General features: G+C 52.3%; 12 protein-coding genes. 1 reads left to right on the forward strand and 11 read right to left on the reverse strand.

Annotated features, from left to right (window positions below):
* The first annotated feature begins 252 nt into the window (after positions 1–252).
* The gene (locus tag CFI03_RS06455; RefSeq protein ID WP_248756848.1) at positions 253–834 is read left to right on the forward strand and encodes a TetR/AcrR family transcriptional regulator; all 582 of its coding nucleotides are present in this window, start codon (positions 253–255) and stop codon (positions 832–834) included.
* A gap of 63 nt (positions 835–897) precedes the next feature.
* Here CFI03_RS06455 and CFI03_RS06460 read toward each other — a convergent pair whose 3' ends face one another.
* The 11 genes from CFI03_RS06460 to prpB form a co-directional block, all read right to left on the reverse strand.
* Positions 898–1350 (reverse strand): VanZ family protein, encoded by a 453-nt coding sequence (locus CFI03_RS06460; RefSeq protein ID WP_248756849.1) that lies wholly within the window; start codon positions 1348–1350, stop codon positions 898–900.
* A 59-nt stretch (positions 1351–1409) separates the two neighbouring features.
* Complete coding sequence (locus CFI03_RS06465) at positions 1410–1607, reverse strand: helix-hairpin-helix domain-containing protein (RefSeq protein WP_248756850.1); 198 nt, start codon at positions 1605–1607, stop codon at positions 1410–1412.
* Between the two features lie 18 nt (positions 1608–1625).
* The gene (locus tag CFI03_RS06470; RefSeq protein ID WP_349292461.1) at positions 1626–2540 is read right to left on the reverse strand and encodes a DMT family transporter; all 915 of its coding nucleotides are present in this window, start codon (positions 2538–2540) and stop codon (positions 1626–1628) included.
* 166 nt (positions 2541–2706) lie between these two features.
* Positions 2707–3555: an NAD-dependent epimerase/dehydratase family protein gene (locus tag CFI03_RS06475; protein ID WP_248756852.1), complete on the reverse strand. Its 849-nt coding sequence runs from the start codon at positions 3553–3555 to the stop codon at positions 2707–2709.
* 18 nt (positions 3556–3573) lie between these two features.
* Positions 3574–4512: an aldo/keto reductase family protein gene (locus tag CFI03_RS06480; protein WP_127496707.1), complete on the reverse strand. Its 939-nt coding sequence runs from the start codon at positions 4510–4512 to the stop codon at positions 3574–3576.
* Between the two features lie 254 nt (positions 4513–4766).
* On the reverse strand, positions 4767–5483 hold the full coding sequence (locus CFI03_RS06485) for a YebC/PmpR family DNA-binding transcriptional regulator (protein WP_248756853.1): 717 nt from the start codon (positions 5481–5483) through the stop codon (positions 4767–4769).
* Positions 5484–5582: 99 nt separating this feature from the next.
* The gene (locus tag CFI03_RS06490; protein ID WP_248756854.1) at positions 5583–7814 is read right to left on the reverse strand and encodes a heavy metal translocating P-type ATPase; all 2232 of its coding nucleotides are present in this window, start codon (positions 7812–7814) and stop codon (positions 5583–5585) included.
* Positions 7815–7997: 183 nt separating this feature from the next.
* Positions 7998–9554, reverse strand: coding sequence for an ABC-F family ATP-binding cassette domain-containing protein (locus CFI03_RS06495; protein ID WP_127496704.1), 1557 nt, complete (start codon positions 9552–9554; stop codon positions 7998–8000).
* Between the two features lie 120 nt (positions 9555–9674).
* Entirely contained in the window at positions 9675–11117 is a 1443-nt protein-coding gene (locus tag CFI03_RS06500; RefSeq protein ID WP_248756855.1) for a bifunctional 2-methylcitrate dehydratase/aconitate hydratase, read from the reverse strand.
* Between the two features lie 35 nt (positions 11118–11152).
* The gene (locus tag CFI03_RS06505) at positions 11153–12271 is read right to left on the reverse strand and encodes a citrate synthase/methylcitrate synthase (RefSeq protein ID WP_248756856.1); all 1119 of its coding nucleotides are present in this window, start codon (positions 12269–12271) and stop codon (positions 11153–11155) included.
* A complete protein-coding gene (prpB, locus tag CFI03_RS06510) occupies positions 12272–13180 on the reverse strand; it encodes a methylisocitrate lyase (RefSeq protein ID WP_248756857.1) in 909 nt (302 codons plus the stop codon).
* Positions 13181–13187 lie beyond the last annotated feature (7 nt).

Here is a 13187-nt window from a genome sequence, read left to right on the forward strand (position 1 = left end):
TGTATCCTCCATTCGTGATTTCTTACATTTTGGATTATAGCGATAAAATGACCGTCGGTCAACATTATTTTAGACCAGTGGTCATTTTTTATTTTTATTGTTATAATTGGCATTATAGCTCCTTAATCAGTTAAATATAGACTAATAAATTTATAAATTCCTTTAAACCTTGTACCATCGGTCATTAAAAGTTTGAACCCATATTAGCCGTGGATATGCTATACTGTAGGCATTAAACGGAGGATGATGGCTGTGAACCGAGAAGAGAAAAAGCTCGAGACCAAAAACCGGATACTTGAAGCGGCGATGTGCCTGTTTGCAGAGCAAGGCTTTGAATCCACCACCGTCGCTCAAATAACGGAAGCTGCCGGCGTTGCCAAAGGCACTTTCTTTAACTATTTCAAAACCAAAGAAGATGTCCGCGGCAAGCTGAACAAGCTGGTTGCCATTGATGAAATCGTAAACCTCAAGGATAAGCCAGGGCCTTACGCCCCCCGCTTCCTGGCGCTCGTCAAGACGCTTGGCGATGCCATGGCAGAGAATCACGGCATGCTTCTGCTGTCGATTCAAGGCATGCTCGCGAACAACCAGAACATCGAGGAAAGCAAGGAAGGCTTCTGTCTGATTATGGACAATCTGATTCCCGTATTTGAGAAAGGCCAACAGACAGGCGAGTTCACGACAACGATTCCCGCCACGACGATGGCGTGCATCGCGACGCAAATCTATTTGGGAACGATGCTTAACTGGGTTATGGGCATTTCGAAGGAAGGCTTTGGAGACCAGCTGCTGATCTCCTTCCAGGTGTTTTTCGAAGGGATTCTAAAGAAATAACGGGCAAACCAAAAAAACCGTGCCAATGGGCACGGTTTTTATCCTATATGCAGTTTAACTTCTTCACCGGGATGCGAACAACAGCTTGATAAAGGCTAGTCCAATGACCGCTCCAAGCGTGTTCAGAATAATATCGTCAACGTCAAAGCTGCCGACTCTGGTTACGAGTTGAATAAACTCTACAAGGAACAGAATAAGGATTATGGCCGCAAGACTTCTGGCTGCTTGAAACAGCCTCCGGCTAAGCAGCGGGAGGCATACGCCAAGAGGAATAAACAAGACGATATTTCCGAACAGATTCTTCACCCAAGCATCGGTATTATAAGCGTGCCGGTGATAGATCAACGATTTGATCGTATGAAACGGGACAAGGTTGTAATTATAGACTGGCCACCTGTAACTGCTGTCGCGGATAAACAACAGCTTGATCATTATAAGACTATACAGGATAAACAAGATAAGCAGGATGACATGCACGGGCCTCGATAGACGCCTGTTCGTTTCAACCTTTCGCATACGGCATGCCCCCCCTTTCGCCGTGTAAAAAGAGCAGCGGTTGCCCGCTGCTCCTAACGTTATTCGCGGAAGGCTAATCCCTTCTCGGCAAGCGCCTGGCGAAGCAGGACGATTGCGGTTGGCCCAACGCCATGGAGCGCAAGGACCTCGGCTTCGGTAAGCCCCGCAAACTGCTCAAGCTTCACATAACCCTCTTGGGTAAAGGCGCGCTTCGCCGGCTTGCTTAGCTTGGCCGGAAGGTCGCTAATTTGATCCATCGTATTCGCTCCTTTGCTTTATACCGCTGCTTCCACGCTGTCTTCTTGTTTCGCGGTTTTCTTTCTTGGACCGGAGAAGTTAAGAAGCAGGAAGCCTGCCACAAAGATTAGAGTGCCAATAATGATATAGCTCGTAATTGGATCCCGGAAGAAAATGTATGCCCACAGAATCGAGAACAACACGGAGCTGTTGCCGACAATCGCTACTACGGCGAACGGCACCCGCTTCATCGCTTCCGCGAACCAGAAGAAGCTTAAGCCCGTAATAACGCCAAGACAGACCAGTGCCAGCCATGCTCCGGCCGTTGATACTCCGGTAAATCCTTCGCTCTGGAACGGAATCGGAATCGACACCATCAGCGTTGCAATCAGGAAGACGGAGAAATTCATATTGCCGTTACCCATGGTCTTCACAAGCATGCGCTGGCTCATGACATGCACCGCAGCGCCAATCCCCGCAAGAGTAAACAAGACGGTCGTTAATCCGCTGCTTCCGAGCAGCTTGTCCAGCGGAACGCCGTTCCACCCGACAACGATAACGCCGACCACGCATAATGCCGCGGAGATCCAACCGGCCCTCGTCACCTTCTCCTTGAAGACGAAGCTGCCCGCTAAGAGCAGAACCACGGTCTGCACGGGCTGTACGAGAATATTGCCGTAAGAGTAACCGATCATAAGCGCGACGTTCTCGAAAATATAGTTGGCTGATTTGCCCGCAGCCCCGAACCAGAGCCATTTCATCCGGTAACGGAACTCGATCTTCCCGTCTTTCATCAACAGATAAATCCCAAGCACAAGAACGCCAAAGAAGAACCGGCAGAAGGAGATGATGGAGCTGTCGACCATCGTAGAAGCTGTTTTTACAAGCACGCCTACAAAGCTCCATGCCAAAGTTGCCAAGAAAAGAAAAAGATAACTCACAAGCTGCCGCACCTTCTCATGTCTATTAAGTAAATTCAACTAAGTAAGCGTTTAAAGTATACTCCGCGCGTAGGAAAGCTGTCTATAAAAAATGACACATTTGGCCAATCAAATTTGGCAATGCGAAATATCCGCAACAAAAAACGGTCCATATCGCGCGGATAAGGACCGTTCTCCATTACTTCTTCAACTGCTCGCGCCAGAAATATTTCGGCTGCCAGCCAAGCAGCGTCTTAGCTTTGTCGCTGTTCAGCAGCGATTCAAAGCCTTCAAGCGGCGCCCGGAAATCGGTGACCTCCGGATAACGGGCCGCCATCAGCTCGCGGCTGGTTATGTCCATACTAGACTCATCGTTCGCGAGGTTGATCGCTACGGAACCAAGCCCTTCCGCCTTGATGGCGAGCTCGCAAGCTTCCGCTATGTCACGCGTATCGATATAGCTCCACAGGATGCGTTCCCGCTCCTCCGGCTTATGGATAAACGAAGGGAAACGTTCATACCATTCGGGCGGAATGACGTTGCCGAGGCGCAGCGATACGACCTGCATGCCGGTACGGCGGTGGAACATATCGGCTGTCGCTTCGTTAACGATTTTGGACAATCCGTAGCTGTCCTGCGGAAGCTGCGGATGAGCTTCATCCATCGGTACATATTGCGGCCCAAACGGATGCTCCGCGAAGCAGATGCCATAAGAGGATTCGCTGGACGCAATAACTACTTTTTTAATGCCAAGGCCAGCTGCTGCTTCCAGCACATTGTAGGTAGACATCACATTGTTGCGGAAGGTGACCTCGGGAGGCACCATGCCCGCTCTCGGAATGGCCGCCATATGAATGACAGCATCTGCGCCTGCCAGCGCTCCGTAAGTCTGACCCAGATCCTCCAGATTCACGATCAGGGTCGGGCAAATCGATTCTTCCGGTTGGCGCGTATCTACGTTAAGCACTTCATACCCTTGTTCCACGAAATGCTTGACGATCCAACGTCCAAGCATCCCGCTCCCGCCGGTAACTACAACTTTAGCCATCTAGGATGTCTCCTTCTTTTACTTCAGAATAGTCTCGATTTGTTCCAATACGTCTTCGCTCAAAGCAATACCCGAAGCTTTCGCATTTTCCGTTACTTGATCCGGACGGCTTGCGCCAACAAGCGCGCTGGCTACGTTCGGTTGACGGAGAATCCAGGCAAGCGCGAGATTGCCTACGCTGATGCCGAGCTCCGACGCAATAGCTTCCAGCTGGCGGACCTTGTTGATTTTCTCTTCCGTAATGCCTTTGCCCATCCAATCGATTTTAGCCGCGCGGCTGTCCGCAGGGAAATCGGTTGCGGACGTGTATTTGCCGGTAAGCAAGCCTTGCGCCAGCGGAGAGAAGACAACTTGGCCGATGCCGGAGCGTTCGCTAAGCGGAATGATCTCCTTCTCGATGTAACGCTCAAACATATTATAGATCGGTTGGTTAACCACAATACGGTCCAGCAGATATCGATCCGCTACGCCAAGCGCTTCTGCAATTTGCGACGCCTGCCATTCGCTAACGCCGACATACAGCACTTTGCCGGAACGAACCAGATCATCGATCGCGCGAAGCGTTTCATAGAGCGGAGTTTCCGCATCATGACGGTGGCAGTAGTAAATATCGATGTAATCATGGCCAAGACGCTTCAAGCTCGCATTCGCCTGCTCGATCACATGCTTGCGGGACAAGCCGCGGTCGTTAGGACCGTCGCCCATCGGCCAGAATACTTTTGTCGCGAGAACATAGGATTCGCGCGGATACGCTTTCAGCGCTTCGCCAACCAATTCCTCCGCGCCGCCGCGCTCGTACACATTAGCCGTATCGAAAAAGTTAATTCCCAAATCGTAAGCCGTGCGAATCGCGTTAACCGCATTCTCGCGTTCCACGTAACCGCCATATGTAAGCCAGCTGCCTAAGCTGATTTCGCTAACCTTCAGACCTGTACCGCCAAGTTTCCGATATTTCATCGTAATGCTCCTCCATTCGTTTACCGAAAATTTTTTATTGCAGACACAAACGGCTGTTCTCCAGCAAACCTTATTCTAAAGGACATCCTCCGGGCTGAAAAGAACTGAAATGTTTTTCATTAGATTGGTTCGAGGTTACCTACTATACTTGGATATACCTCGATATTCATCCCGTAAAACAAGGTGAAACGGCTATCTCCGCTTAGATTTATATAAAAAAACGGCCGCCCTTAGGCGACCGTTTACCATCAAGATTATTCAAATTCAACGTTGTGATATACTTGCTGAACGTCTTCCAAATCTTCAAGCGCGTCAATCAGCTTCTCGAAGGAAGCAACCGCGTCTTGCGGAAGCGTGACGAAGTTTTGCGCAAGCATCGTTACTTCTGCCACCGCAAACTCCGAAATGCCGGCATTCTTGAATGCTTCTTGCACCGCATTAAATTGATCCGGAGCAGCATAGACCATGATCGTCTCGTCTTCTTCCACGATATCGTTGACGTCAACGTCCGCTTCCAGCATAATTTCCATCACGTCATCCAGCGATTTGCCTTCCACGCCGATTACTGCGGTTTGGTCGAACATATAAGATACCGATCCGCTTACGCCCATGTTGCCGCCGGCTTTATTGAAAGCCGAACGCACTTCCGGAGCCGTGCGGTTTACGTTGTTCGTCAGGGCATCTACAATGATCATGGAGCCCGCGGGACCAAATCCTTCGTAACGGAGCTCGAAATATTGTTCGTCCGAGCCGCCTTTTGCTTTATCGATCGCGCGATCGATAATCGCCTTCGGTACGTTATACGTTTTCGCGCGCTCAAGAACGAACTTCAATGCGCCGTTGGATTCCGGGTTAGGCTCGCCTTTCTTCGCCGCTACATAAATTTCAAGACCAAATTTCGCATAAATGCGGCTTGTGTTAGCGTCTTTCGAAGCTTTTTTCTCTTTAATGTTATTCCACTTACGACCCATGCTGCACCACTTTCTTCATTTTTCTATATGCCTATTATAACGGCTTTTCCTTGTATTGGACAACTCCTAATCCGATTGCGGTGCAGAAAGGCAAGTTCCTTAACGTCTTACTTGGAGCTTTTGTAGTCTTAGCGCATTCAGGACGACGGATACCGAGCTTAAAGCCATTGCTGCTCCGGCTACCCAAGGCGCAAGCAGGCCGATTGCCGCAATCGGAATGCCTAGCGTGTTGTAGCCAAGCGCCCAGAACAGATTCTGTTCAATATTCCGCATCGTCATCCGGCTGATGTAGATCGCATCCGGAATGCTTTCGAGATCGCCGCGCATCAGCGTGACATCCGCGGCTTCCATCGCCACATCGGTCCCCGTGCCGATCGCCATGCCGATATTGGCTGTCGCCAGCGCAGGAGCGTCGTTAATGCCGTCGCCAACCATGGCAACGATATGGCCTTGCCGCTGAAGCTTTTTCACTTCCTCCGCTTTGCCTTCCGGCAGAACTTCAGCCAGCACATGATCGATTCCGGCTTGCGCGGCGATCGCTAACGCGGTGCGTTCATTGTCCCCGGTAACCATAATGACCTTGATTCCAAGCTCTTTGAGCCGCCCGACCGCGGATACAGAGCTCTCCTTAATCGTATCCGCAGCCGCGATTATTCCGGCGTATTTCTCATTAATGGCAACCAGCATTGCGGTCTTGCCCGCTTCCTCGAGTCTGTTCATGACCGGATAAACGTCCTCCGCATGAACACCGTTTTCCTCGAGCAGCCTGCGGGTTCCGATTAATACCGATTTGCCTTCCACGACGGCCCGGATTCCAAAGCCTGGCAAAGCTTCAAACGACTCGGCGGAAGCAAAAGATATACCCCTCTCCTGTATACCGTCAGCTATCGCCACGGCGAGCGGGTGCTCGGAGAGCTGCTCCGCTCCTCCAACCAGTCGCAAAAATCCCGCTTCATCCTTGTCATCCGCAACAAGGATATCCGTTAACGTCGGCTTGCCGTTTGTTACCGTTCCTGTTTTATCGAGAATAATCGCATCCACCTTGTGGGTCTGTTCAAGATGCTCGCCGCCTTTGAACAAAATGCCTAACTCCGCCGCGCGGCCGGAACCCGCCATAATCGAGGTAGGAGTCGCAAGACCAAGCGCGCAAGGACAGGCAATAACCAGGATCGCAATTGCGGTCTCAAGTGCCGAGGTTAAATCTCCCGGCTTGATAAAGATCAACCACACCAGGAATGCAACAACCGCTATTCCCGTTACGATCGGTACGAAAATACCGGAAATAACGTCTGCAACCCGTTGAATCTGCGCTTTGGAGCCCTGCGCTTCCTCCACTACCCGGATAATCTGGGCAAGAGCCGTGTCCGCTCCTACCTTTGTTGCTTGGACTTTCAATACGCCGTTACCGTTAATGGTTGCTCCGATAACAGTATCGCCTGCGCTTTTCTCTACCGGCAGGCTCTCACCCGTCAGCATGGCTTCATCAACAGCCGAAGCGCCTTCGAGCACCAGACCGTCAACCGGAATCTTCTCGCCCGGCCGAACCATGACGACATCCCCTTTGATCACTTGTTCAACGGGAATAATCATTTCTTGACCGTCTCTTACGACTGTAGCCGTCTTCGCTCTCAGGCCCATAAGCGATTTAATCGCTTCCGAGGTGCGCCCTTTGGCTAAAGTTTCGAACAGTTTACCAAGCAATACCAAGGTGATCAGAATCGCGCTGGTCTCGAAATACAGCTCCGGCGCATGATGCATCGAGGAGCCTTCCGCTTCCCATTTGAATGTTGCATAAAGGCTGTAAAAATAAGCGGCCGACGTTCCAAGCGCGATAAGCACATCCATATTAGCGCCGCCGTTGCGGAGAGCTTTATACGCGCTGACATAGAAGGAACGGCCAATGTAGAACTGTACGGGCGTTGCCAGAATAAGCTGGAACCACGGGTTCATAAACAGCTCCGGTACATACAACCAGGAAGTAAACGAGAAATGTCCGACCATGCTCCAAATAAGCGGGAGCGATAATAAGGCAGAGATCACGAGCTTTCCGATTTGTCCTTGTCTTTCGGAATTCTTCTTTACAACGGCACTTTCCACGCGCTGAGCGGCAGCATAACCTAGCTGCTCGACCTTGCGCTCTATATCCTGGGCGGAAACTTCACTCGGCGCATACTGAACGCGGGCTGTTTCCATCGCGAAGTTTACCGTTGCGGAAGCAACGCCGGGAAGTTTGTTCAGCCCTTTCTCTATGCGGTTCGCACATGCGGCACAAGTCATTCCGGTTATATCAAATGTAGTCTGGTCATGATCGTTTGATTCCACGGGAGCCATACGCAACACATCCATTTCTTATTAAGTTTGAGTGGCTTCAGTATACCCCCCACCCGTATATATGTCAATTATTAAAAATACCTATAGGGGGTATGTCGAGCGTTAGTCGCTTCCGCACAAAAAAATCCTGCCCGACAACAAGCTATCAGGCAGGATCAGTTTTATCTATTATGCACCAAACGTTTAGAATACTTTCGTTGTCCAGGACTCGCAGTTCCACGTTTCCGTAACGACCTGCTGATAAAATTCAGGTTCGTGGGAGATCAGGATAATGCTGCCTTTGTACGCTTTGAGTGCGCGGGCCAGCTCTTCCTTCGCGTCTACGTCCAAGTGGTTCGTAGGCTCGTCAAGCACAAGCAAGTTCGTCTCGCGATTGATCAGCTTGCAGAGGCGTACCTTCGCCTTCTCGCCGCCGCTGAGCACCGCGATCTTGCTCTCGATATGCTTCGTGGTCAGGCCGCATTTCGCAAGCGCCGCGCGAACCTCGAACTGGTTAAGCGACGGGAATTCGTTCCAAATCTCATCGATGCAAGTATTGTTGTTTGCTTCTTTTATTTCCTGCTGGAAGTAACCGATGCTCAGGATATCGCCAAGCTGAACGGAGCCTTCCAGCGCAGGGATTTCGCCCAGGATACTGCGGAGCAGCGTTGTTTTGCCGATACCGTTCGCTCCGACAAGAGCGATCTTCTGGCCGCGCTCCATACGGAGGGTCAGCGGTCTCGACAACGGCGAATCATAACCGATTACCAGGTTGTTCGTTTCGAAGATCAGCTTGCTTGAAGCCCGAGCATCGATAAAGTTAAACTGCGGCTTCGGCTTTTCCTTCGCCAGCTCGATAACATCCATCTTGTCCAGCTTCTTCTGTCTCGACATCGCCATGTTCCGGGTTGCGACGGATGCTTTGTTCCGGGCAACGAAGTCCTTCAGCTCGGCAATTTCCTGCTGCTGGCGCTTGAACGCCGACTCCAGCTGCTGTTTTTTCATTTCGTGAACTTCCAGGAAATGATCGTAGTCGCCGACGTAACGGTTCAGTTCCTGATTCTCCATATGATAGATCAGATTGATAACGCTGTTCAGGAACGGAATATCATGGGAGATCAGAATAAACGCGTTCTCGTACTCCTGCAGGTAACGCTTCAGCCACTCGATATGCTGCTCGTCCAAATAGTTGGTAGGCTCGTCGAGGAGCAGGATATCCGGCTTCTCGAGAAGAAGCTTCGCGAGCAGAACCTTCGTGCGTTGACCGCCGCTCAAATCATGCACGTCTTTATCGAGACCGATGTCGGTGAGGCCAAGGCCGCGCGCCGTTTCGTCGATCTTCGCATCGATCAGGTAGAAATCCTGGCTTGTCAGCGTATCCTGAATCGTGCCGACATCCTCCAGAAGCTTCTCGAGCTCTTCCGGCGATACTTCGCCCATGCGGCCGTACATGTCGTTCATCTCTTGTTCCATGTCAAACAAATATTGGAATGCGCTCTTAAGCACGTCGCGCATGGTCATTCCTTTGCTCAGTACCGCATGCTGGTCGAGGTAACCGACGCGAACCTTCTTCGACCATTCAACTTTGCCGTCATCCGGCTGAAGCTTGCCGGTAATAATGTTCATGAACGTGGATTTGCCTTCGCCGTTTGCGCCGATCAGACCGATATGCTCCCCTTTGAGCAGACGGAACGATACGTCATTAAAAATCGCGCGGTCGCCAAATCCATGGCTTAATCTTTCAACGTTTAATATACTCATGAATGCACCTTTTCTTTTTAATCTTTTTTCCTCGTTATATTATAAGCGTTAGAGGGCTCATAACTCAATGAAGGATGTCAAGAAAAGATGAAAAAAGCGGCCTTTTGAAAGGCCGCGCCGTCAAATGACGAATAAATCGACAAAATGATCCACTTCTTTGCGCTCCAATGCCTCCTGATCCAGGCAAAGAGCGGCGATTTGACCTGCTTGCTTCGCCGGGAAACGCGTCCGCAGATTCTCCTCGAACTTGCTCACCAATAAAGGAATGCCTTCCTCTCTCCTTCTCCGGTGGCCAATCGGATACTCCACCTCCACTTTACCGGTTGAAGAACCGTCCCCGAAAAACACTTGAATGGCATTAGCGATCGAGCGTTTGTCGGCATCCAAGTACTCTTTTGAATACCTCGGATCCTCATTCGTCCGCATTTTATCCCGCAGCTTATCGATCCGGGGGTCGGAAGCCGCCGCATCCTCATAATGATCCGCCGTAAGTCCGCCGTGCAGCAGGCCAATCGCAACCATATATTGCAGGCAGTGATCGCGGTCCGCCGGATTATGGAGCGGTCCCCGCTTGTCGATAATGCGGATCGCCGACTCATGGGTAGTAAGCTCGATCGCGGCAATATCATCAATCCGGTCTTTCACGAGCGGATGCAGCCGAATGGCCGCTTCAACGGCCGTCTGTCCGTGAAATTCCGCCGGAAACGAGATTTTGAACAAGATATGCTCCATGACGTACGAATCAAACGGCCTCGCCTGAACGAGAGGCTTCCCTTTAAACAGGACATCCTGGAATCCCCAGCCCGGGGCGCTCAGCACGGATGGATAGCCCATCTCGCCGCGAAGCGCCATCATGGCAAGCCATACGGCGCGGCTTGTCGCGTCTCCCGCAGCCCATGATTTTCTCGAGCCCGTATTCGGCGCGTGGCGGTACGTCCGAAGAGCATGCCCGTCAAGCCAGGCATGCGAGACGGCATTGACGATTTCGTCCTTGCTGCCTCCAAGAAGCTGCGCCACTACGGCCGTCGAGGCGATTTTGACAAGCAGCACATGGTCGAGCCCTACCCGGTTAAAGCTGTTCTCCAGCGCAAGGATTCCCTGAATTTCATGCGCTTTGATCATCGCCGTCAGCACCTCGCGCATGGCGAGCGGGGCTTTGCCCTCGGCTCTATTCTTGCGGCTGATATAATCGGCGGCAGCCAGAATCCCGCCAAGATTATCGGAGGGATGGCCCCATTCGGCGGCCAGCCAGGTGTCGTTGTAGTCAAGCCAACGGATCATGCAGCCGATCTGGAAAGCGGCCGTAACCGGGTCCGTCGCAGTTGAAGTGCCCGGGACCCGCGCGCCGTTTGGCACAACGGTTCCCGGCACAAGAGGACTAAGAAGCTTGGCGCATTCCGGATAACGGAGCGCCAAGAGTCCGCAGCCAAGCGTATCCATCAGGCATAACCTAGCCGTGTTGTAAGCTTCCTCGCTGGCCAGCTCTTTATGAAGAATATAATCCGCAATATCGACCAGCAGTGGATCGGGATCCGGTCGATTCGCACTAAAGGTTACGGACATTTAAGTTGTGCACCTCCCTGACGGTCAATCTTTCATTAGCGCTGATCGAGCGGCAGCCACTCTTGCGGCTCAGGCCCGATATAATCGGCGCTTGGACGGATTATCCGGTTCCCTGCCCGCTGCTCCATGACATGCGCCGACCAACCCGTGAGGCGGGACAACACAAAGACGGGAGTAAATAACGGAGTGGGAATTCCCAAGTGGAAATAGGCCGAAGCGCTGTAGAAATCCAGATTGGGAAACAGCCTTTTTTCTCGGCGCATGACCTGTTCGATTCTCTCGGAAATCTCGTACAGCTTCCTGTCTCCTGCCTGTTCGGACAGGGCAAGCGCCCATTCCTTAATCACATCGGAACGAGGGTCAGAGACCGAGTAAACGCGGTGGCCAAATCCCATGATCAGCTGCTTTTGCCGGAGAGCCTCCAGAATACCCGCCTCCGCGTCATCCGGATTGTCGTATTGTTCGATGAGTGCCATCGCCGCTTCGTTGGCGCCGCCGTGCAGCGGTCCGCGCAGCGTGCCCACTCCGGTCGTGATCGCCGAATAATAATCGGATAACGTGGAAGCCGTAACCCTTGCCGCAAACGTAGAGGCATTGAATTCATGCTCCGCATAAAGCGTAAGGGAAACATCCAGCGCTTTGGCATGCTGCTCCTCCGGCTCTCTCTGATGCAGCAGCCCCAGAAAATGGGAAGCCGTGTCGCCGCCGCTGCCTTCGGTATCAATTCGCTTGCCGCTATTGTGGTAATGATACCAATACAGCAGAATCGATGACGTGCAGCCAATCAACCGGACTGCGATATCCAAGGCGGAACGCCCTTCCTCCTCCGGCTCGAACGAAGCAAGCGCGGAATAGCCGGTCCGGAGCACATCCATCGGATGGGTGCTGCCCGGCAGCAGCTCGAGTATGCCGGTTAAGGCCGGCGGCAGCACCCGGCTGGCAGCAAGCTGCTTGCGGAATTGGTCAAGCTGCAAAGCATCCGGAAGCCATCCGTACAAGAGTAAATAGGCAGTCTCCTCAAAGGCTGCGAATCGGGCCAAATCGTAGATGGAATAACCGCGGTACGATAATCCCTTCCCTTCCTTGCCGACCGTCGAGATTCGAGTCTGGCCGGCAATAACAGCCGCAAGGCCGCCTTGCTTTGGTTCCGGCATTTACCCCTCTCCCTTCTCCTCCTTCAGCTCCTTCTGCTCCATTCCAAACAACGCATCAAGTTTATGTTCGTAATCATAATAGTGAAGAAAATCGTACAGCTCCGCCCGCGTCTGCATCAGATCTACCACCTCCTGCTGCGAGCCCTCTTCGCGGATCGTGCGGTACACGCGCAGCGCCGCCGCGTTCATGGCCCGAAACGCCGATAAAGGGTACAGGGCAAGGCTGACTCCCGCATCCCGGAGTTGCTCTACGGTGAACAGCGGCGTTTTCCCGAACTCCGTTATATTCGCCAGAATAGGTACCTGCACGGCATCGGCAAACCTTTTATATTCGTCCAGACTGCCGACCGCTTCGGGAAAAAGCATATCCGCCCCCGCTTCGACATACCGGCTGGCGCGTTCAACCGCGGCCTCAAGCCCTTCCGAAGCCAAGGCATCCGTTCTGGCCATAATGACAAAGCTGCTGTCGGTCTTTGCGTCTACCGCGGCTTTGATCCGGTCGACCATCTCATCGGTTCGCACCATTGCTTTATTCGGGCGGTGCCCGCATCTTTTCTCCGCCACCTGATCCTCGATATGGACAGCCGCAACGCCGGCTCTCTGCATTTCCTTAATCGTTCTGGCGATCTGAAAGGCACCGCCAAAGCCCGTATCGATATCGACTAGCAGCGGCAGTTCGGTTACGTTCGTGATCCGGCGGATATCCTCCAGCACATCCTGAAGCGTGGTAATTCCCAGGTCAGGGAAGCCAAAGGAAGCATTGGCGACTCCCGCACCGGATAAATAGAGCGCGCGGAAGCCAACCTGCTCCGCCATCATGGCGGCATACGCGTTAATCGCCCCCGCCACCTGAAGGGGCTGCTCCTCCTGGATCGCGTCCCGAAGCTTAAGTCCGGGGCTACTTCTCATAAAAGTC

Source organism: Paenibacillus sp. ATY16 (assembly GCF_003399985.2).
Classification (GTDB): Bacteria; Bacillota; Bacilli; order Paenibacillales; family Paenibacillaceae; genus Pristimantibacillus; species Pristimantibacillus glycanilyticus.